This is a genomic window from Pseudoalteromonas sp. NZS71 (assembly GCF_015864715.1).
GTDB lineage: Bacteria > Pseudomonadota > Gammaproteobacteria > Enterobacterales > Alteromonadaceae > Pseudoalteromonas > Pseudoalteromonas arctica.
This window is the reverse complement of record NZ_JADYWS010000013.1, coordinates 58,274-79,406: the sequence shown is the minus strand read 5'-3', so window position 1 is coordinate 79,406 and position 21,133 is coordinate 58,274. Positions and strand designations below refer to the sequence as shown.

Genomic DNA, 21,133 nt, shown 5'->3' with positions numbered 1-21,133 from the left:
CTACCCGCCAAAGAGAACACTGCCTTATATGACATCGCCCATTTTAATTACCGGCGCAGGCCAACGTATTGGTTTAGCGCTCGCTCAGCATTATATAGCCCAAGGGCAGGCTGTTATTATTACGTATCGTACTCGCCACAACGCTGTTGATAAATTAGAGCAACTAGGCGCTGTATGTATTTATGCCGATTTTAGTACCGATGACGGTATAAGTGCATTTATAAATACGCTTAAAGAGCATACAACATCGCTGCGCGCTATTGTTCACAATGCATCAAGCTGGGACTGCGAAGCTAACAATCCTGACTTTGCAGTACTGTTCGATAATATGATGCGTATACACGCCAAAACACCGTATTTAATTAATTTAATGTGCGCTGAGCTGCTTATAAACTATCAGCAAAGTGAAAAAGTACCTGCTGATATAATTCACCTTACTGATTATGTAGTTGAAACAGGCAGCCCTAAACACTTAGCTTATGCAGCAAGTAAAGCAGCTCTCGATAACTTAACTAAATCGTTTAGCGCTAAATATGCGCCAAACATAAAAGTGAACTCGGTTGCTCCATCACTCATTATTTTTAATGAACATGACGATGAGCAATATCGAGCTAAGACCCTTAAAAAATCATTAATGGGCATTGAACCCGGATGCCTAGAAATTATCAATAGCATTGATTTACTATTACAAAGCCACTACATCACAGGGCGCTCTTTGCCTGTTGATGGCGGCCGTCATTTAAAGTAAATATAAATAAACTGAGATATTTATGCACAATGAATTAAAAGAAAGTTACCAAAAAATCATCACCGCAGTAGGCGAAGATGCTAACCGCGAAGGCTTACTTGATACACCAAAACGTGCTGCAAAAGCAATGGAATATTTAACGCAAGGGTATCGTCAAACGCTTGATGAAATAACTAATAAAGCGGTATTTACATCTGACGCTGACGACATGGTGTTAGTGCAAGACATAGAGCTTTACTCTATGTGTGAGCATCATTTACTACCTTTTATTGGCCGTTGCCATATTGCTTATATTCCAAACGGTAAAGTATTAGGCTTGTCTAAATTTGCACGTATTGTTGATATGTTTTCACGCCGTTTTCAAATTCAAGAACAGCTAACGCATCAAATCGCTAAAGCAGTTGAAGAAGTTACTGGCGCTAAGGGCGTAGGCGTTATTGTTGAGGCAAAACACATGTGTATGATGATGCGTGGTGTAGAAAAGCAAAATTCAAGCATGCGTACATCAGTAATGTTAGGTAACTTTAGAAGCGATCCTAAAACACGTAACGAATTTTTGCAGCTTATAAAAGGTTAACCCTATGGCTAATGCAATTATTAACGTTACTAATTTGCGCCTGCGTACGTTTATTGGCTTTAACCCCGATGAGCGTGAAAAAAAGCAAGATGTAGTGATCAACCTAGAGATTCACTACCCTGCTGATGACGCGTGTAAAACGGATGAAGTTGACCAAGCACTTAATTATAAAGTGATCACCAAAGAAGTAATTAGCTTAGTAGAGCAAGGCCACTTTTTACTGCTCGAAAAATTAGTGGCTGAAATTCTTGCGGTTTGTCACTCACACCCAAGTGTTCATTATGCTAAAGCACGTGTTGATAAACCGCATGCACTGCGTTTTGCCGACTCAGTGTCGTTAACGCTTGATTGGGCTAAATAAGGCCTTAAAAACTTATTTAAAAAAGCTTTTCGAATCCTACGGCAAGGGCGATAACCGCTAAATAGCGAGCGCCTTTGCCTAGTGTTACTAGTAATAAAAACAGACTAAAGCGTACTTTAAATATCCCTCCAATTACAGTTAGCGGATCGCCTACTACTGGCAGCCAAGCAAACAACAAACTATACACACCGTATTTATTAAATTGCTTTTGTGCGTTATCAAGCCCTTTTTGCGATACAGGAAACCATTTTTTATCTTTAAAACGTAATACCTGCGTGCCTAACCAGTAATTAACGCAGCTTCCCAATACATTTCCAAGTGTTGCTACACACCACATAAGCCATAAATTAACTTTACCTTGGGCAATCATCCCCACCATTATCACCTCAGAAGAGCTAGGCAGTAATGTGGCAGATATAAATGCGCTAATAAATAACGTGAGATAAAGCATAATGCCCTTATGGCTAAACGTAAAAACCCAGCCTATAGCTGGGTTTATAATACCAATTTTATTAAAAACATGATCATTCTAGCGTATTAAATAATTCACTAACTACGTTAAAAATTATTTATATAGAACAACTATGTATCATAATTTTAGCCTTGTTATTGAGCTATTTTCTTATCGCTATAATAGATCACTAATTTAATGCAATTGGTATAAAAATAAACTGTGTGTTTATTTTATCAAATTTAAACTAAACGGGTAATTAAACTCTTTACCTTCATTAGCTTTAATACTTGCCATTACAACCATTACAAACCCAAAAATTGCTACTATAGGTAGTAATATTAAGCCTACTGCTACAAACATCAGTAAAAAACAAACTACATATGCAATTGCCATCGTTATTTGAAAGTTAAGCGCCTTTTTACCGTGCACGTCAACAACTGGCATCTCATCTCTTTTAATTAACCACACAATTAATGGCCCAATTATTGAGCCAAACGGCACAATAAATCCGGCAAGCGCACTCAAATGGCATAACATAGCCCACATACGGTCATCTTTGTTAACTGGTTCAACCTGTTGATTTTCTTCCATAACACTCTCCTTTTTGTTTCATGTATGTTGCCTCTTAACTAAACAAATGTCTACAAATCAACCAACGTATTTGTATTTAAAAATCACAGCGTAAAATCTTGTGATAAAAAAGTGATAAGTTTGTGAGAGTTTCTGGAGACGATTATTCAATACTAAACTCGAATCATCACTTACAGGAATAATAATGAAAACTTCTACATTAACAATTGCAATTCTTTTAGCGGCAGCTAGCCAATCGACTATGGCCGCAGAATTAGACCTAAAAGTTACTAACCTAACCAAGGGTATTCACTTCACTCCACTGTTAATTACAGCACACAACAGCGAAGACACACTATTTGAAGTAGCAACGCAAGCATCTACAGCATTACAAACAATGGCTGAAGGCGGCAATATTGCAGAGCTAGTTGCACAAGCAACTGCAGCGGGCAGTGATATGGCTGCAAATCCAGCTGAAGGCTTACTTGCACCAGCCGCATCTACAACGGCAACACTTACCACTACCGACGGTAACGAGTACCTATCTTTAACTGCAATGATGCTACCAACTAATGATGGCTTTGTAGGCTTAAACAGCTGGAAAATCCCAACAGAAGCGGGTACTTACACAATTAATTTAAATGCTTACGATGCAGGCACAGAACAAAACAATGAGCTTGTAGTTGAAGGCTCTGGCGCTCCAGGTACTCCGGGTATTCCTGCGGCTCCAGGTGGCGACGCTGGCACTGGCGGTACAGGTATATTAAGTGGTGATACAAATACAAGCATCCATATTCACCCAGGTAGCTTAGGTGATGACGATTTAGAAGCGGGAAATAGCGATTTAAGTAATACAGTACACAGATGGTTAAACCCAGTAGCGCAATTAACCGTTACAGTTAAGTAGGAGCATGATTATGTCATCTGCTAACAACCTTAAAAAAAGTCTACTAGTGCTTGCACTTGCAACCACACTTGCAGCGTGTAGCGATAATGATAACGACCCAGTTGTTGAAGAGCCGGTCGTTGTTGAGCCAATTGTTGTAGAACCTGTGATCAGTGAGTTTACTATTACTTTTAGTAACTTAACTGCAGGACAGCCTTTATCACCACTCTCTGTCATTGCTTTTGAAGATGAAGCACCTTGGGAATTCGGCACCACAGCTTCTGTTGGTTTAGAAATGCTTGCAGAAAGCGGTGCAAATGAAGAATACCTAAGCTACGAAAGTGCACTTGCTGCAGTTTCAGCCGAAGGCGCTATTGGCCCTGGTGAAACCACCACAGTAATCATTACTGTTGAAGAGCAAGAAACGCTTAATTTGTCATTTGCTGCCATGCTTGGGAATACAAATGATGCTTTTACCGGTCTTAGTTCTTTAGATGTATCAACATTAGAAGTTGGCGGTTCGTTATCACGCACTACGACTGCTTATGATGCGGGTACGGAAGCAAATACAGAAACAGCTGAAACTGTGCCAGGTCCTGCCGCTAGCGGTGAAGGGTTTAACGAAATACGTGACGATACAGCCGATATAATAACAATGCATCCGGGCATTGTTTCAAATCAAGATGGATTATCTACATCAGCACTTGGTGTTGAACATAAGTTTGATAACCCAGTATCGAAAATAGTAATTACGCGCACGCAGTAACGTTCCAGCTTGTAATGGGGAAGTAAGGGAGCACGGATGCCCCCCTTTTTACGAGGTAATACATGCGTCACGAAAAAATATTAGTAGTAGAAGATGACAGAGAAATAGGTAAGTTAATTACCACGCAGCTAACGTCGCTTAACTTACATGTTGATCATGTTGTAAGCGCAGAACTTGCCTTAAAAAAAATAGCTAAGCATCCCTACGGACTTATTTTACTCGATATAAACTTACCCCAAATGGATGGTTTGAGCTTATGCCGAAAAATAAAAGAGCATTACCCAACTACCTCCGTAATTTTACTCACCGCGCTTAGTAGCGATATGGATAGAGTTATTGGCCTTGAAATGGGCGCCGATGATTATATTTGTAAACCCTTTTTTGCACGCGAATTACAAGCCAGAGTAAAAACCCAATTACGCCACAGAGCACAACTACTCGCTAGCCAAAACAACGACAACTCCCCCGTTGATAGTGAACAAACACTAAATGTAGGCTCACTCAATATAGAATTTAGTTCGCACCAAGTGTATTTAGGCAAGCAAGCCCTTAACCTTACCGCCACCGAATTTGATTTACTCGTTTACTTTGCACGCCATCCTAATCATGTTTTTAGTCGTCAGCAATTACTCGATAAAGTATGGGGTTACCAACACAGTGGTTACGAGCACACGGTTAATTCACATATAAACCGCTTACGTGCCAAGCTAGAAGAACACCAACAAGCGCCTATCATCGAAACCGTTTGGGGTGTTGGTTACAAACTAAACCCTAGCCAACTCAATTAAGACACCTATTATGAAATTATCTTTGTATCAAAAATTAGCTATATCGCTAGTCGTGATTTTTTGTTTTATTTGCGCCCTTGTTTACGGCTGGAGTAAGCAATTAGAACTGACTTCAAAACACCACGCCGAACAAAATCTGCACTTAGCGTTAGCGGAGCATTTAGTACAAGATAACCCATTAATAAAAGAAGGTGTTTACGACTATAAAGCGCTTGAAAACCTCTTCCATACCTTAATGTTATTAGGCCCTGCGTTTGAATTTTATTTTGTAGACGAAACCGGAAAAATTCTTACTTACTCAGCAAAGCCGGGTAAAGTTAAACGCACGCATATTAGTTTAACGCCTTTAAAAAGGCTAATTAACGACCCAAGCGCTGCACCTATTTATGGTGATAATCCTCGTAATAAAGAGCAACAAAAAATATTTTCAGCCGCGCCAGTATTTAATCAAGATAAGCTACAAGGTTATTTATATGTAATTATTGGTGGTGAGGCTTACGATACCTCACTAAGCACTGTAAAAAATAATGATAAGTTATGGCTAGCTGCTTTATGGCTTGGCTCTGCACTTGCATTTTTATTTATTGCGATGCTAATTTTACTACGTTTTTTTACCAACCCAATTCAGCGCTTAGCACGCGATGTTAGTAATATTGAAGCCGCTAACTACAGCCTTACCGACACCAAACTAAGTAACTATTCAACGCAAAGAGTTACTAACTCACTTATCGCACGACCTACGTACACCACTTGCTTCACTGCAGGGATTTTTAGAAGTATTAAATCAGTCAGGCGAGCAGCTAAGTAAAAAAGAGCAGCAAGAATACTTGCAGGTATCGCTTAATAATTGCGGGCAATTAAAGCTACTCATAGAGCAAATATTTGAGCTTGCTCACTTAGAAAATGGCGAAATAAGTATAAATAAAGAAACCTTTAATTTAGGTGAACTCATTTACGATTGCATGGCAAAATTTAGTTTAGCCGTTGACAAAAAAGGCATTAGTTTGTCGGTAGAACCTGCGATTTGTGATTTTCCTGTAGTTGCCGATATAGCTAAATTAGAGCGCGTGTTAAGTAACTTAATTGATAATGCAATTAGGCATACACCTCGCGGCGGCAGCATTGCAGTACATGTAAAACGCAGTGACGATAATCAACTATTTGTGCATGTATCAGACACGGGCGTAGGCATAAAAGAAGATGAGCTGAATGCTATTTTTGATCCGCACTACCAAGCAAGTAATTCTAATAAAGAAGGGCGCCAGCAAGGTGGTTTAGGATTGGCTATTTGCAGAGGGTTATTAAAACTGATGGATAGCGAAATTTACGTACAAAGTGAAATTGGTAAAGGCACTATGTTTAGCTTTAACTTGCCACAAAAAAAGGTGCCTTCTTAAAAAGCACCTTACATTTTTTGTTTATTTTAAATATATAAATTAATTACTTTTTAATACCCGCTAAATCAAGCATAAATGCATAGTTTAGCGCGGTATCTTCTAAACGTTTAAAGCGACCCGATGCGCCGCCGTGCCCTGCTTCCATATCTATTTTAAACAATAACTTATTGTCATCAGTTTTATAGTCACGCAGCTTAGCAACCCATTTTGCAGGCTCAAAGTATTGAACTTGTGAATCGTGCAAGCCAGTCGTTACTAACATATTAGGATATGCTTGCTTAGATACTTGGTCGTATGGCGAGTAAGACAGCATGTAATCGTAATACGCTTTTTCGTTCGGATTACCCCATTCGCCGTATTCATTTGTTGTAAGCGGAATGCTCGCATCAAGCATCGTTGTTACTACATCTACAAACGGTACCGCAGCAACCATGCCTTTATAAAGCTCAGGTGCTTGGTTTGCTACTGCGCCCATTAATAAGCCACCAGCACTGCCACCTAACGCAAATATTTCATCTTTTGCGCCATACTTTTGAGAAACCAATGCTTTGGTTACGTCAACAAAGTCGTTAAATGTATTCTTTTTAGTTAGTAGCTTGCCGTCTTCGTACCAAGGACGACCTAGCATTTGCGATCCACGTACATGGGCAATTGCAAATACAAAGCCACGGTCTAACAAGCTCAAACGTGAGCTTGAGAACGTTGGATCCATGGTTGCGCCATAAGAACCGTAACCATATTGCAGTAGCGGGTTAGTGCCATCTTTTTTAAACGCATCTTTACGGTAAACTAAGCTTACCGGTACTTTTATGCCATCACGTGCTGTTACAAAAATACGCTCTGAAGCGTAATTGTCAGCATCAAAATCACCTAACACAACCTGTTGCTTAAGAAGCGTTTTATCGCCAGTCGCTAAATCTACATCGTACGATGAGCTTGGAGTGGTCATGCTTGTGTAGTAAACACGTAACGTGCTGCTATCTATATCGTTATTGCCATAAGTACCAATTGTATAAGCGCTATCGTTAAAGCTCAGTGGTAACTCTTTACCTGTTTTTAAATCACGCGCAATCAACTTTGATTGGCCCATTTCACGTTCTTGGTAAACTAAGTAGTTATTAAATAAATCAATGCCTTCGAGTTTAATATCATCGCGTGCAGGGATCACACTTTGCCAATTAGCCTTGTCGCCTGCTTTATCAATATCAACTTTCATCAGCTGAAAATTTACAGCATCTAAGTTAGTTACAATGTAGTAAGTATTCCCTAGCTTCGAAATATCATATTCAAGCCCTGCTTCGCGCTCAATTAAGCGTTTTGGCATTGCCTTAGTATCATCAGCACTTAATACCGATACGCCTGATGCAGCCGTGCTACTGTGCCAAATATAAATCTCTGACTCATCTTTGCTTTTACTCATACCCATGTAGTAACTGGTATCAGTTTCTTCGTAAATTAGCTCATCATCAGCTTGCGATGTACCTAATGTATGACGATACACTTGGTAACCTAGTAGAGTTTGTAAATCTTTTTTAATGTAGTAAACCGTTTTATTATCGTTTGCCCACACAATGCCACCGTTGGTGCCTTCAAGTGTGTCTTCGAGTAATTTACCGGTAGTTAAATCTTTTATTTTTACGCTATAAATACGACGGCTAACAGTATCTTCGCCATAAGCCATTAAATTGCCATTAGGGCTTACATCTAAACCACTTACTGCATAATAATCATGGCCTTTAGCAAGCTCATTTACATCTAAAATAACTTGCTGATCGGTACCTGCAAAATCGCTGCTGCGTAAGTAAGTAGTGTACTCGTTATCGCCACGTGTTTGTGTTGAGTAAAAATAATCACCGTTTTTAACTGGGACTGAATCATCGTCTTTTTGAATACGCCCTTTTAGCTCTTCAAACAACTCACTTTGCAGCGTTTTAGTATGTGCGAGCATTGCATCAGTGTATGTATTTTCAGCTTCTAAATAGTTAATTACCTCTGGTGCTTTACGTTCATCATCACGCAGCCAATAGTAATCATCTATACGTGTGTCACCATGAATAGTCATTTCATGTGGCACTTTTTTAGCAACCGGGGCAACAGCTTGGACTACTTGAACCGTTTTAACTTGTGTATTACTTTTTTTGGTTTCTTCAGGGGCTTGATTACAGCCACTTAAAATAGCGAGTGATAGTGCTGCGAGTGCGAATGGGGTACGTTTCATCAGTCAAAGTCCTTGTTGTATTTTTATTTTTTATTAAGTAATTAAATATACCTAAAAATAACCTGTGTTGTGATTTAGTTTGTGAAGCTATGTAAAGTAAATCAACGTAATTCCTCTTTTCTTAATAAGCCTACATCAGGTACTCTGTAGATATATAAATCACTTTTAGGCTCAACTGATTAAGGGTAGTAATGAATAGCGAAGTAATTAACATTTTAACTATGGCAAAAGTAATTCAAACGGCCGTTGCTCCCGTATTTTTAATCACAGGTATAGCAGCAACTTTAGGTGTTTTATCTAATCGCTTAGCACGAATTACCGACAGAGCGCGCTTATTGGAGAGAAGATTAAAAGTAAATACAGATGATGATTTTAATAAGTCGCTAGCAACAGAACTCCGCGCTTTATTAAAAAGATCTCGATGTATACATATTGCTTTTAGTTTAAGTGTATTAAGTGCCTTACTTGTATGTGCTGTGGTTATGTTTTTATTCTTGTCGCACATTCAATCAATTAACTTAAGCGTGACCATTGCTTGTTGTTTTGTAGCAGCAATGGCATTACTTATATGTGCATTTATGTCGTTATTAGGCGAAGTATTTTTAGCAACGCGCAGCATGCGTCGCGGGATGATATTTGCAGATATTGATATAAACGATTAATTTTTTATAAAAAAACCCCGAGCAACTAATGTTGCTCGGGGTTTTTATTAAATAAGCTTATTTAATAAAATAACTTATTGTGCAGTATAAATCGTCTCTAGCACTTCAATTCTAGCTTCTTTAGCATAACCTGAAGCATTTAACTGCTCTGCTGCAACTAAAATATCTTGTCCATCATTCACTGCTAAAACGGCAATCTTAGTACCAGGAAATACAGACACCACTTTTAATCCAGCCGCTGCAGCAATGTCGCTAGCAGTAATACCATCTTTTAAAAGTACCGTAATATTACCTGATAAAGAACTTAAGTTATTAGTAAGAATATTACGAACTAATGACCCTTTAGTTACTACATCAGATGTACTTGCAACATTAACAACCGCCATGTCGCCTTTTTGCATAACTACATGCTCATCGGCAGCAACACTTGATGGCACTAAGCGTAAATTTTTCTCTACTTTATAAGAACCAAAATCAGCTTTAGTATACTTTAAGCTAGATGCTTGCTTCTTTGGTAGTTGAAGCTCTTTATCAAAGCTTGTGTTTGCCGTAGCGCTTAAAGAAATACACGCAGCAGCACTTAATACGATTAATTTATTAACTTTCATTTTCATAATCCTCACTCTTGACCTGCGTGACCGAATGCGCGTAAAGACACACCCTCTAAAACACTTGCTGAACTATTATTGCTAATACCTACTACACCTAAACCATTGTCATCACCTTTACTAAGTGCATAGCTATCTGCGCTCGTATCTAGTAAACGAACTGTCCAAGTGCCTTTAGTCGACTCACCATAAAACGCATTTGAAAGCATTACTGCATCTTTTAGTATATAGCCAACACTCCAACTGCTAGTGAAACTATATGCTGGGTAGAATAAAGCTTGCTTAGATGACAGTAATACACTTCTTGTACCCGCTGGCGATGTAACTTCTATAGCTAAATCTGTTCCGGCTGAAGTTTGTGTACCATCGCTTAAGCCAAAGCCCATTTCAGCATTACTTACATCAAACTTAAACTGCATTGCTTCAATGCTTAGCTCTTCAGTCACTTCAATTTCTTGTGTAAGACCCGTTGCATTGTTATCTGGAATTTCTAGTGCAAGTGCGTCTTCAGCAATTACTGAACCAACACCGCTCCACTGAGTAATAACTTGTTCACCTAAAGCAACATCATAAGCCTTCGCCATAGAAACCGCAGCTCCAGCATCAGCACGGCCAAAACCATATAAGTTATTGAAGTTATAACCGGCAGAGTTTTCAATCCAACCGTCGTGAGCAACAAATTCGCCTTCACCAACTGTTAATTTAACAGCAGCATTATCTGCATCAATTAAAGTGCTAGTTGATGCAAGGATATGGCGAACGTCACGCCATGTTAAATCTGGATTAGCCGAAAGAATTAACGATACCACACCCGATGCATTTGGCGCAGCAGATGATGTACCATTAAACGTTGAAGTATAGTTACAGCTTGCATTGTCTGCATGGCCTGGGTAGTTAAATGGATATTGACTTGCAGCAAACTCTTCACCATAAGCAGCAGCCCATGCTGCAATAGAACCACCATTGAAACCTGAATAACCATTAATACAAGTCATTTGATCTGTTGTTACCATTGCAGGTGCAAAACGACCATACTCACCCGCTGGAGCCGACACCATTACGTTAGCACCCGCTGTAGAATAGCTAGTATGTTTACCATTAGCATTTACTGCAGCAACACTTAAATAATAAGGGTGGCCTTGGCTTGGCTCAAAAGCGCCATTATAACAAGTTAAACCTAAGTCATTTGCACCATTGTCAGCACATAAAGAACCTTCATCGCCACCGTCTTCAAATGAGTTACCGCTAGATTTCATATTTAGCGCACCTTTACCGTCACGAAGGTTAAGGTTAGGGTAAGACTCAATTGCCTCATCTAGCTCTGAATAACCGATAAACGTAGGGAACGTAATACCGTAACTACGGTTAAAGGCTGAAATATTTTCAGACGTACTAATACCACTACCAGGGAAGCCATGAGCAAGTAAATCAGTTTGTGCTACTTTATCTCCACCAAGGTAGTTCATACCGATTAAGCCTGCATCAGGTGCAACACCACGGCCGCCTTTGCCATTCCAACCTTTTGCTGCAATTAAGCCGGCAACACTTGTTCCGTGGTCACCACTGTTTGATGTACTTGTAGGGTCTGTACGATCTAGCGCTTCAGCGTTAAGGTTTAAAGAACGATTTGGTAATACGTTATCTACTAAATCTTCGTGGCGAATTTCCATGCCCGAGTCAACAACAACAGCAGTTACACCAGCTCCTGTAACGCCTTGAGCATAAGCGGCTGTTACATTCATATCTTCACCAGCAACCAAACCTGTAGCTTCTGCATTAGCAAAACTAGCATCAACACTTGCTTGCGCTTCTTCTTCTGTATCGCCAAATAGATTTACATATAAATTAACTAAGCCCTGCTTCATTTCATCGCTTAATGAGTATGCTTTTTGGCCTGTATTATTTAGGTGCCATTGTTGATTTGCTAATGGGTCACCAACAACTCCTGAAATGTTTATTTGCGCAGAAGCCGTTTTACCATTTGCGTTTACAGTGTAATCAATAACTGCATCATCATCCGTCATTGGAACATAAGTAAATGATGTTCCCTCTACAGTTAGAGTACCGTGACTAAATGTAAATACGCCATCTTCTGCAATCACTTCTTCACCGTTTTCAGTGAAGCTAAATGTAAGTGCATCGCCATCGTTATCGCTGGCTTTAAATTCTGCAGTAACAGGGATCCATTGTTTTAAATCTACAACAACTACATCGCTCGCTTTAGGAGCTACGTCAGTAACTAATGGTACGCTACTTTTATTATCGTCATCACTACTTCCACAACCAGAAAGTGATACCACTATTGCAGCAGACAATGCTGACATTTTAAAAATATTATTTTTCATAAACTCTCTTTGTTAGTTATTTTTATGATGGGGGGGAAGTTACACAACAGGAATCAAAATAACAACGAGGTGTTTACAGTCATTAACAATAAAGACAATAGATGTAACGATAGGGTAATCGTTGTATGCTTAGTTAAAGAAACAATTATTAAGCACATATATTAACTTGAACATTCAAAGAAGCTAATATAGAACAGGATTAACAATTACTTTAAAGGGGCAAACATGAAATTGAAAAAAGTATTAGCAGGTATAGCATTAGCTACATGTGCACTTAGCGTATCGGCAAATTCTGCATTTAAAGAACCAAGTGACGCGATTGAATACCGCCAAGCTGCGTTTTCAATGATTTCAGTGCAAATTGGTGACATGGGCGCAATGCTAAAAGGTAAAGTACCTTTTGACGCAGATCAATTTAAAATGCGTGCTAACAACGCTGCTGCACTTTCAAAAATGCCATGGGAAGCGTTTTACGAAGGGACAGATAAAGGCGATACAGCTGCACTTGCTGCTGTTTGGGCCGAAAATGCAACCTTTGTTGAAAAAGCGAATGCTTTTGCAGCAAATGCAGATAAGCTAGCGTTAGCAGCCCAATCGGGCGATAAAGCCGTAATTGGTAAAGCTTTTGGCGCATGGGCTAAAGGCTGTAAAGATTGCCATAAGCAATTTAAAGATTAATTATTGTTGTAGCCAGTTTAACAACAATAAATAGATAATAAAAAAGCACTGAGCGTTAATAACGGTCAGTGCTTTTTTTATGCTTTATATTTACGAGACTTTAGCAGCTCGGCTTTTAAAAGGGCGCTTAAATAACGCACCAATATCGCCTAGAATAATATATAAACACGGTACTAATATAAGCGTTATTAACGTTGCAAACATAACAGCAAAGCCAAGTGCTACTGCCATAGGTATTACAAACTTAGCCTGCAGGCTTGTTTCAAACATAATAGGTAATACACCAGCAAAGGTTGTTATAGACGTTAATAGTATTGCTCTAAAGCGGGCACAACCAGCTTCTATTACTGCATTTTTAACGCTAACACCTTCGCGGCGAACTTGGTTTACATAATCTGTCATTACAAGTGAATCATTTATAACAACACCTGCTGCGGCAATTAAGCCAAATCCCGACATTAAGCTCATATCTAAATCAAACCAGTAATGACCCCAAATAGCCCCGGTTAAACTAAACGGAATAACCGACATTACAATAAGCGGTTGTGAATAGCTTTTAAGCGGCACAGCTAGCAGTATGTATACTAAAATCATTCCGCCAATAAAAAACATTATTTGCTCATTAGCTTGAGCTTGCTGCTCTTCTATTGCGCCACCAAGCTCTGATTTAACACTTGGGAATTCTTCCATTAGCTGTGGCAGTAGATTTTCTTTTACTTGCTTAACCACTTCGCCTGGCTCAATTTGCTCTTCATCAATATTGCCATAAACATACACGGTACGGTAACCACCTTCGCGGCGTATATAGCTAATACCTGGCGTTTCTGTTAGCTCTACTACATCACCAAGAAGTACTTCTCGCCCTTGTGGGGTAGTAACAACGGTGTGTTTAAGCGATGAAAATGCCTCACGAGTCAGCTTAGGGTAACGTACCATTACGCGTACTTCTTCGCCGTTTCGGATTACACGCTGTGCCTCGCCACCATAAAAACTAGCACCCACTTGATTTGCAATACCGGCTAAATCTAAGCCTAAATCGTAAGCAACAGGTTTAAGGCTCATTTGCACTTCTTTGCTCGCAGGATCTATGGTTGAGCTAATATCAAACAATCCTTTTTGCTGTTGAAGTAATTGAATAAAACGACGACCCGCTTGATTTAAAGTATCTATGTCTGAGCCATACAGTAAATAGCCAAACTCGCCGCCGCCATTACCACCGCCGCCACCAACATCGTCTTGAATAGTTAACGACTTAATACCAGCAATAGTCGGCATAGCCTCACGCCACCGTCGAGAAAGCTCAAATGCATTGTATGGACGTGAATCTTCGTCAACTAATGGAGCTAGTAACTGCGACTCGGTTCTGCCTTGATTAAATACCAATACATCACGAATAATTTTTTGACCAAACTCACGTTCAGTCTCTTCATCGACTCTAAGTACCATAGCTTCTATTTCACGAATAGCAGCAATGGTTTGTAAGTCAGAAACGTTGTCGTTCATTTCTACTTGAATTTGTGGAAAGTCGTGCGGCACTTTAGGAGTTGGAACTGTACGTACTTTATTAGACGTAATAAGTGCAATACTGATTATAAACATTGCAATAAAAGCAAACAAAACAGTCCAGCGCCAATCAACACACTTAGCAATAAAACGTTTGTATGGGCCATTTACGAAACCAAAAAAGCGTGTATTGAAGCGATCGCGCCAGCCACCTTTTTTAATCGGCGAAAAGTGCGTATGAGCAATGTGAGCTGGCAGTATCAGCTTTGATTCAATCAAACTAAATACTAAACACAGCATTACCACAACGGCTATACCATAAAAGAAGGCACTTTCTGGCCCGCTCGACATTGTGAATGGTGCAAATACAGCAATCGTTGTTAACACACCAAAGGTCGCAGGGGTCGCAACTCTGTTAGCACCACGCACAACATTTTCTACACCACCGCCGCTTTTTTCAACTTCGGTGTAGGCAGCTTCCCCTATCACTATGGCATCATCCACCACTATGCCGAGCACCATTATAAAAGCGAATAACGAAATAATATTAATGCTAATGCCAAATAGTGGCATCATCATCATGGCCCCTAAAAAACAAACAGGTAAGCCAATCATTACCCAAAGCGCTAGTTTAAAACGTAAGAATAACGACAACATAATTGCCACCAAAATTGCACCTTGAAACAGGTTAGCTTTCATCATATCAAGGCGAGCATTTAGGTAGTAGGTCATATCCATTAATGGCTCTAATCGAATACCCGGCGGTAGTTGCTTATTTTTTTGATCAATAAACGCTTTAACCGAATCCGCAACGGGAATCATGTTTTGCTCTTGCGTTGCTTTAACCGATAAATACACCGCGTTTTCGCCATTAAACTTAAAGTAGCGCTCACCTTCGATAAATTGATCTTTAATCACGGCAATATCTTGCAGTAAAACTTTAGCGCCATACTCGCCAATTTTTACCGGAATTTGCCTAAACTCTTCACCCGAGTAAAACTGATTCTCGACGCGAACAGAAATAACACCTGCGTCTGTTTTTAGCTGCCCCGCCGAAAAGTTAGCTGAATAACGACGCACTGCATTCATTACATCACTAAGGGTTAGGTTATATTGACGCAGCGTATCGGGCTCTATTTCAATTGCTATTTCATCAAGAGGAACATCGTTTACCACTAACGACACGTTAGATAACTGTAGTAACTCATCCTCTATTTGGTTTGCTATAGGCTTAAGCTCTGTAAGTGGTAAGTCAGCAACGAGCGTCATACCTATTACGTCTTGCCTAAACTCAACCTGACTTATGGTGACCGGTTCCATACCCGCCGGAAAAGTCGCAATGCCATCAACACGCAACTTTACTTTATCAAGCACATCGGTAAGTTTTGCATCGGTATTTATTTCCAGGCTTGCTGTACCGCCATTTCTAAATGCGCGATACACGCCTTTTTTAATTTCGGTTATATCTTTAAGTGACTCTTCAACTTTTATAAGAATACTTTCTTCTATTTCCTGAGGAGAGGCACCTGGGTAATTAGCCTCAATATTAATGTAGTTAATCTCTACATTAGGAAACATTTGACGCTGAATCGTAAAGTAACTTATAGCCCCCATAATAATGATAAAAAACATCATTAAATTAGCGGCTACTGAATTATTAGCAAAGTAGGCAATTAGCCCTGTTTGTTTTTGTTGTATTGACTCGCTCATAACTATTACACCCTACAGCTGTTGCGTGTTTGAAGTGCTCGTTTCTGAGCTTTCAGGTTTTGCAGCTACACCTGCAATTTTAACCTGCATTCCTTTTTGCGGGTATTCAGGTAAAGTAATAACGAGTTTGTCATCGGCATTTAAACCACTGCTAATATAAAAATACTCACCCTCTTCACGAATAACCGTTACTTTACGTGGCTCTAGCTCTTGGTTTTCGTTTACTACCCACACAGTTTGGTTGTTAACCAAAGCTTGCGGTAAACGGTAAATATTATTAAGCATTGCACCTGCAAAATTCACCTGTACGTAGCTGCCAAACTTAATGGCTGGTTGTATATTCTTAAGACCGTATGGGTCTTCTATACGCACTACTAGACTGCTCATACGCGTAGCGTTATCAACAATCCCTAGGTCGCGGTCAATTACACCTTCACGCGTGAAGCTGTTTAGACCTTTTTGAATAATCGTTGCGGTAATGCCTTTAATACGTTCTGGCAAAAAAACGCTATCGAACCCTGCTATAGGAATAATCACTTCAGCAGTTTCAATATTATTGAGCTCAGCAACTTGCGAACCCATAGTGACAAATTGACCAACACCTACATTTCGGCTAATAACCAATGCATCGTAAGGGGCTGTTACTTCACAATTATCTAAGTCACGTTGTGCACGTTTTAATGCAGCTTGCGCCGACTTTACAGATGCCTGCGCACTTAACACTTGAGGCTTACGTAAAAATAAGTCGGTACGCGCTTTACTTGGAAAACGCTTTGCTTCATCTGCGGCTACTTGAGCTTGGGCCTGCTCTTCAATTAAGCCTGCTTGTGCACGAGCAATTTCTGCCTCTGCAACAAGTACTGCTGCTTCGTAGTTGTCTTTTTCGATAGTGAATAACGTTTCACCGCGAGCAACGATGCCGCCGGCTACAAAATTAGGATGCCAACTTAACACTTCACCCGACACCTGCGCCGAAAGCTGTGTACTTTCAAGAGGCTTTACTTCACCGTAGCTATTAATAATAACTTGATGATCGTTTGCAGCCACTGGCTCAACTTGCACTGTTGGACGAGTATCAATTACTTCTTTTTTTTCTGGCTCTTGTGCAATGGCATTTATTCCCATAAAGCCAACAACACCAACAATTAGCGCTACAAATGGAAAAACCCATCTAAGTGAATTTGTTTGCATATCCTATTATCCCCAAAATTCTATTAACGTCATAATACCAGAGCCATATGAAACATTAAGGTGACATTTGTAAGCAACTGTTGCAAATACATATAAACCACTGCTATTTAGGGCTATAAAAATAACTTTGCATGCAGCTCACCTCATTCGTTATATTTTGTTACAAACTTTTGTTTATTAATATCAGTTAATTAGCGTTGTACACTTAAATTTCGTCGCGAAGATGTGCGAAATTAAATTAATTTACGTACAGTCCAATTAAATTAACAAATATTAAAAGTCTCAAAATGAAATTAACGACCATCACCCTTGCGCTTAGCTTAGCGTTTGGCAGCCATGCATTTGCAGCCGATAAAAAAGACGAAAAAGAGCCAAAAACACTTAGCGAAATGATCAAAGGACAAACCGAATTTGCCGGTATATTTAGCCTTTATCAAGATGAAAAAACCGGTAAGCACCTTATGGTGATTAACGAGTCCCAACTTAATACGCCGTTTGTATATTTTGCGCACACTGTCGATGGCGTTACAGATGCAGGCCATTATCGTGGTTCGTACCGTGAAACTAAGTTAATTGAATTTAGAAAATACTTTGATCGTATCGATATCATTAGCAAAACACCTCGCTATAAATTTGACGAAAACAGTGCAATTTCAAAAGCGAGTGATGCCAATATTAGTGAAGCGGTACTTGCGAGCATTAAAATAGAAAAAGAAGAAGACGGTAAAATAGCATTCAACGTAAATAAGTTATTTTTAAGCGAAGCACTTCATAAAGTATCACCTACGCCAAATCCAGCTGATAAAAACGCTAAAAAGCGCTTTAAAGTAGGCAAGTTAGACGATAAAAAATCACGCATTATTAAACAGCGTCCATACCCTAATAATTTAGACGTGGTTGTTGATTACGTATTTACTAACCCAAGCCCAACGGTACGTGGCTCAAATGCAGTAAGCGACCCACGTAGCGTATCTGTAAAAGTTCAGCACTCGTTTGTTGCTCTACCTAGCAATAACTACGCACCACGTATGGACGATGCGCGCATTGGTTATTTTACAAATCAATTTGATCAAATGACATCTACCGATTGGGCACCTTATGAAGATGTTATAAAACGTTGGGATCTACAAAAGAAAGATCCTAGTGCAGCACTTTCAGAGCCAGTAAAACCAATTACTTGGTGGATAGAAAACACCACACCTATCCAATGGCGCGATACTATTCGTGACGCTGTTTTAACGTGGAATACTTCTTTTGAAAAAGCCGGTTTTAAAAATGCCTTAGAGGTAAAAGTACAACCTGATGATGCAGACTGGGATGCGGGCGATATTAATTACAACGTACTGCGTTGGACTTCGTCACCTAAGCCTCCATTTGGCGGATACGGTCCAGCACTTGCTAACCCATTAACAGGCGAAATACTGGGCTCAGACATTATGCTTGAGTTTGTATTTATGAAAAACCGTTGGATTTACGACACACTTTTCACTCAAGGAACAATGAGCCACGGTGAAACAACAAATACCGGTGAGCTAAATTGCTCACTAGGGCATGAGATTCAACAAAATCTAATGCTTGCCAAAGGTCTTGCTAGCGGCGACAAAATTGAAGATAAAGAAATGCTTCGCCAAGGTCTAACGCAATTGGTACTTCACGAAGTTGGCCATACTTTAGGTCTTAACCACAATATGAAATCATCTATTTTGTGGGATGAAAAAGAAGTACACGACAAAAACAAAACCCAAGGCATAGTAACCGGTTCTGTTATGGATTATGCACCGGCTAACATTGCCCCAATTGGTATGCAGCAAGGTGATATTTTTCAAACAAAACCAGGTCCTTACGATGATTGGGCAATTAACTACGGCTACAGCGTAGCACTTGCAGATGAAGCTGCTGAGCAAGCTAGACTTGAAAAAATACTTGCTCGCTCAAGTGAACATGCCCTTGCCTTTGGTAACGATGCAGACGATATGCGCGCACCAGGTCGCCATATCGATCCACGTGTAATGATTGGTGATTTGTCGTCAAACCCTGCTGCCTATGGCGCAGATCGTATGGCGCTAATTAATAAACTATTTACTGAGCTAAAAGATAAAGCAACAGTTAAAGGCGAGTCTTACCAACAGCTTGTTACCTCTGCTAATAGCTTGTTTGGTCAGTACCGAGCTCAAGCGGGTGTTGTTTCTCGCCAGATTGGTGGTGTGTACGTTGAGCGTGCTGTAGTGGGTGATGCAAACGCAGATAAACCATTTACACCGGTATCTCTTGAGCGTCAAACACAAGCGATGGATATACTCGCAAAGTTTGTATTTGCACCAGACGTACTACAAAACATGCAACCTCTATATAGCTACTTGCAACTGCAACGTCGTGGCTTTAATCACTTTGGTAAAAATGAAGACCCTAAAGCACACAAAATGATTTTAGGTATGCAAAAATCTGTACTTGCGCAGCTATTACACCCAGCCGTATTACTGCGTATTTCTGATACTGCTTTGTACGGCAATGAATATAGCCTAACTCAGTTTATGCAAGATTTAACCGCTAATATTTTTGTGAAAAGCAAAGACACAAATTCTATTAGTCACAACTTACAAATTGAGTATGTTAATCAGCTAATCGCAATTGCAGGTCTTGGCAAAGCAAGTAAATACGATAACTTAGCTAAAACAGCTGCGTTATATCAGCTAACTCAAATAGCCGATACCAGTGTTGCTTGGGGTGCAGATACTGCGACTAAAGCGCATAAAAAATATATTGATCGCTTAATTGCAAAAGCGCTAGAAGCGTAAAATATCTCTGCTAATTGAGTAAACCAAGGCCACGTTTAACGTGGCCTTTTTTATAACTTAATTCACAGATCAAATATAAATAGTGCCTTTTAAATACCTTACAGCATGCCCCGTTAAGGTGACGGTTGTATCACCCACTTCACATAGTAAATGCCCGCCTCTGCTTGAAGCCTGATAAGCGCTTAACGTAGTTTTACCCAATTGCTGCGCCCAGTAAGGTGCTAAGCCAGTATGAATAGAGCCTGTTACATAATCTTCGTCGCCACCGCTTGCAGGCCAAAAATAACGAGATATAAAATCATATTCAGCACTTGCAGCAGTGGCCACTACATCAAGTGGATAAAGTGTTTTTAAAAGCTCTGAGCTAGTCTTTAATTCAAGTATTTGATCGGCGTTTTCATAAATAACAAAATAGGCTTGGCGATTTTTAAGCACTTTACTCGGTTGTATAGACAGGCCGTCAAGTAGTTGCTGAGGCACATTTTGCACTTCAACCGGTGCTTGTTTTGGAAAGGTCATTGCAAAGCTACCATCAGCGTTTTTATTAACGATTAGCTCGCCCACCGCATCAGCAATAAAGCGAATTTGCGATATGTTATGCTCTTCACATAAAACATAGGCAGCCGCAAGTGTGGCGTGACCACAAAAATCGATTTCCATTAACGGCGAAAACCAACGAATAGCAAAACTGCCATCGTCTTGCAGGCAAGTAAAAGCAGTTTCAGATACGTTATTCTCAGCGCCAATCTTTAGCATTAAATCGTCACTTAACCACGATTCTAGTGGGATCACTGCCGCATAGTTACCTTTAAATAACTCATTCGTAAACGCATCAATTTGATGAATAGCTAATTGCATTGTTTAAACTTTGTAATG

The 21,133-nt window shown here is 39.8% G+C and carries 17 protein-coding genes and 1 pseudogene; 10 read left to right on the top strand and 8 right to left on the bottom strand.

What is annotated here, in order from left to right:
- Window positions 1-28: 28 nt before the first annotated feature.
- From folM to folX, 3 genes are read left to right on the top strand one after another with little or no spacing between them, the layout of a single operon-like run.
- On the top strand, window positions 29-748 hold the full coding sequence (folM, locus tag I6E85_RS10375; protein WP_197236934.1) for a dihydromonapterin reductase: 720 nt from the start codon (window positions 29-31) through the stop codon (window positions 746-748).
- A gap of 22 nt (window positions 749-770) precedes the next feature.
- Window positions 771-1,325, top strand: coding sequence for a GTP cyclohydrolase I FolE (gene folE / locus I6E85_RS10370; RefSeq protein WP_007377310.1), 555 nt, complete (start codon window positions 771-773; stop codon window positions 1,323-1,325).
- A 4-nt stretch (window positions 1,326-1,329) separates the two neighbouring features.
- On the top strand, window positions 1,330-1,686 hold the full coding sequence (gene folX, locus I6E85_RS10365; RefSeq protein WP_007377309.1) for a dihydroneopterin triphosphate 2'-epimerase: 357 nt from the start codon (window positions 1,330-1,332) through the stop codon (window positions 1,684-1,686).
- A gap of 16 nt (window positions 1,687-1,702) precedes the next feature.
- Here the strand turns inward: folX and I6E85_RS10360 are convergent, their stop codons facing one another.
- Complete coding sequence (locus I6E85_RS10360) at window positions 1,703-2,137, bottom strand: YqaA family protein (protein WP_024605954.1); 435 nt, start codon at window positions 2,135-2,137, stop codon at window positions 1,703-1,705.
- A gap of 228 nt (window positions 2,138-2,365) precedes the next feature.
- Window positions 2,366-2,731 carry a DUF4870 domain-containing protein gene (locus I6E85_RS10355; RefSeq protein WP_007580507.1) on the bottom strand — a complete coding sequence of 122 codons (366 nt, stop codon included), beginning with the start codon at window positions 2,729-2,731 and terminating at the stop codon, window positions 2,366-2,368.
- A gap of 184 nt (window positions 2,732-2,915) precedes the next feature.
- Here I6E85_RS10355 and I6E85_RS10350 point away from each other — a divergent pair, with 184 nt between their 5' ends.
- The 4 genes and pseudogenes from I6E85_RS10350 (at window position 2,916) to I6E85_RS10335 (ending at window position 6,547) form a co-directional block, all read left to right on the top strand.
- Window positions 2,916-3,617: a spondin domain-containing protein gene (locus I6E85_RS10350; protein WP_007580506.1), complete on the top strand. Its 702-nt coding sequence runs from the start codon at window positions 2,916-2,918 to the stop codon at window positions 3,615-3,617.
- 10 nt (window positions 3,618-3,627) lie between these two features.
- Window positions 3,628-4,362 (top strand): spondin domain-containing protein, encoded by a 735-nt coding sequence (locus I6E85_RS10345; RefSeq protein WP_101163827.1) that lies wholly within the window; start codon window positions 3,628-3,630, stop codon window positions 4,360-4,362.
- A 62-nt stretch (window positions 4,363-4,424) separates the two neighbouring features.
- On the top strand, window positions 4,425-5,150 hold the full coding sequence (locus I6E85_RS10340) for a response regulator transcription factor (RefSeq protein ID WP_007580488.1): 726 nt from the start codon (window positions 4,425-4,427) through the stop codon (window positions 5,148-5,150).
- Window positions 5,151-5,160: 10 nt separating this feature from the next.
- Window positions 5,161-6,547: pseudogene (locus I6E85_RS10335) on the top strand (sensor histidine kinase).
- 43 nt (window positions 6,548-6,590) lie between these two features.
- On the opposite strand, the gene I6E85_RS10330 reads toward I6E85_RS10335, so the two are convergent.
- On the bottom strand, window positions 6,591-8,765 hold the full coding sequence (locus I6E85_RS10330; protein WP_101163829.1) for a S9 family peptidase: 2,175 nt from the start codon (window positions 8,763-8,765) through the stop codon (window positions 6,591-6,593).
- A 191-nt stretch (window positions 8,766-8,956) separates the two neighbouring features.
- On the opposite strand from I6E85_RS10330, the gene I6E85_RS10325 reads away from it, so the two are divergent.
- Window positions 8,957-9,427 carry a DUF2721 domain-containing protein gene (locus tag I6E85_RS10325; protein WP_024589627.1) on the top strand — a complete coding sequence of 157 codons (471 nt, stop codon included), beginning with the start codon at window positions 8,957-8,959 and terminating at the stop codon, window positions 9,425-9,427.
- 74 nt (window positions 9,428-9,501) lie between these two features.
- Here the strand turns inward: I6E85_RS10325 and I6E85_RS10320 are convergent, their stop codons facing one another.
- Window positions 9,502-10,035 (bottom strand): hypothetical protein, encoded by a 534-nt coding sequence (locus I6E85_RS10320; RefSeq protein WP_101163830.1) that lies wholly within the window; start codon window positions 10,033-10,035, stop codon window positions 9,502-9,504.
- Window positions 10,036-10,046: 11 nt separating this feature from the next.
- Window positions 10,047-12,380 (bottom strand): S8 family serine peptidase, encoded by a 2,334-nt coding sequence (locus I6E85_RS10315; RefSeq protein WP_101163831.1) that lies wholly within the window; start codon window positions 12,378-12,380, stop codon window positions 10,047-10,049.
- Between the two features lie 225 nt (window positions 12,381-12,605).
- On the opposite strand from I6E85_RS10315, the gene I6E85_RS10310 reads away from it, so the two are divergent.
- Window positions 12,606-13,058, top strand: a complete 453-nt coding sequence (locus tag I6E85_RS10310; protein WP_197236933.1) for a cytochrome c — start codon at window positions 12,606-12,608, stop codon at window positions 13,056-13,058.
- 90 nt (window positions 13,059-13,148) lie between these two features.
- On the opposite strand, the gene I6E85_RS10305 is transcribed toward I6E85_RS10310, so the two are convergent.
- Together I6E85_RS10305 and I6E85_RS10300 are read right to left on the bottom strand one after the other, a co-directional pair.
- Window positions 13,149-16,271 (bottom strand): efflux RND transporter permease subunit, encoded by a 3,123-nt coding sequence (locus I6E85_RS10305; protein ID WP_197236932.1) that lies wholly within the window; start codon window positions 16,269-16,271, stop codon window positions 13,149-13,151.
- 12 nt (window positions 16,272-16,283) lie between these two features.
- Complete coding sequence (locus I6E85_RS10300; protein WP_007580481.1) at window positions 16,284-17,462, bottom strand: efflux RND transporter periplasmic adaptor subunit; 1,179 nt, start codon at window positions 17,460-17,462, stop codon at window positions 16,284-16,286.
- Between the two features lie 287 nt (window positions 17,463-17,749).
- On the opposite strand from I6E85_RS10300, the gene I6E85_RS10295 reads away from it, so the two are divergent.
- On the top strand, window positions 17,750-20,257 hold the full coding sequence (locus I6E85_RS10295; protein WP_197112618.1) for a zinc-dependent metalloprotease: 2,508 nt from the start codon (window positions 17,750-17,752) through the stop codon (window positions 20,255-20,257).
- Between the two features lie 69 nt (window positions 20,258-20,326).
- Here the strand turns inward: I6E85_RS10295 and I6E85_RS10290 are convergent, their stop codons facing one another.
- Window positions 20,327-21,115, bottom strand: coding sequence for a PhzF family phenazine biosynthesis protein (locus tag I6E85_RS10290; protein WP_197236931.1), 789 nt, complete (start codon window positions 21,113-21,115; stop codon window positions 20,327-20,329).
- Window positions 21,116-21,133 lie beyond the last annotated feature (18 nt).

Coding starts and splice junctions, on each gene's coding strand:
- folE (WP_007377310.1), top strand. CDS start 771: ATGCACAATGAATTAAAAGAAAGTTACCAAAAAATCATCACCGCAGTA.
- I6E85_RS10310 (WP_197236933.1), top strand. CDS start 12,606: ATGAAATTGAAAAAAGTATTAGCAGGTATAGCATTAGCTACATGTGCA.
- I6E85_RS10300 (WP_007580481.1), bottom strand. CDS start 17,462: ATGCAAACAAATTCACTTAGATGGGTTTTTCCATTTGTAGCGCTAATT.
- folM (WP_197236934.1), top strand. CDS start 29: ATGACATCGCCCATTTTAATTACCGGCGCAGGCCAACGTATTGGTTTA.
- I6E85_RS10345 (WP_101163827.1), top strand. CDS start 3,628: ATGTCATCTGCTAACAACCTTAAAAAAAGTCTACTAGTGCTTGCACTT.
- I6E85_RS10295 (WP_197112618.1), top strand. CDS start 17,750: ATGAAATTAACGACCATCACCCTTGCGCTTAGCTTAGCGTTTGGCAGC.
- I6E85_RS10320 (WP_101163830.1), bottom strand. CDS start 10,035: ATGAAAGTTAATAAATTAATCGTATTAAGTGCTGCTGCGTGTATTTCT.
- I6E85_RS10325 (WP_024589627.1), top strand. CDS start 8,957: ATGAATAGCGAAGTAATTAACATTTTAACTATGGCAAAAGTAATTCAA.
- I6E85_RS10360 (WP_024605954.1), bottom strand. CDS start 2,137: ATGCTTTATCTCACGTTATTTATTAGCGCATTTATATCTGCCACATTA.
- I6E85_RS10290 (WP_197236931.1), bottom strand. CDS start 21,115: ATGCAATTAGCTATTCATCAAATTGATGCGTTTACGAATGAGTTATTT.
- I6E85_RS10330 (WP_101163829.1), bottom strand. CDS start 8,765: ATGAAACGTACCCCATTCGCACTCGCAGCACTATCACTCGCTATTTTA.
- I6E85_RS10355 (WP_007580507.1), bottom strand. CDS start 2,731: ATGGAAGAAAATCAACAGGTTGAACCAGTTAACAAAGATGACCGTATG.
- I6E85_RS10315 (WP_101163831.1), bottom strand. CDS start 12,380: ATGAAAAATAATATTTTTAAAATGTCAGCATTGTCTGCTGCAATAGTG.
- I6E85_RS10350 (WP_007580506.1), top strand. CDS start 2,916: ATGAAAACTTCTACATTAACAATTGCAATTCTTTTAGCGGCAGCTAGC.
- I6E85_RS10305 (WP_197236932.1), bottom strand. CDS start 16,271: ATGAGCGAGTCAATACAACAAAAACAAACAGGGCTAATTGCCTACTTT.
- I6E85_RS10340 (WP_007580488.1), top strand. CDS start 4,425: ATGCGTCACGAAAAAATATTAGTAGTAGAAGATGACAGAGAAATAGGT.
- folX (WP_007377309.1), top strand. CDS start 1,330: ATGGCTAATGCAATTATTAACGTTACTAATTTGCGCCTGCGTACGTTT.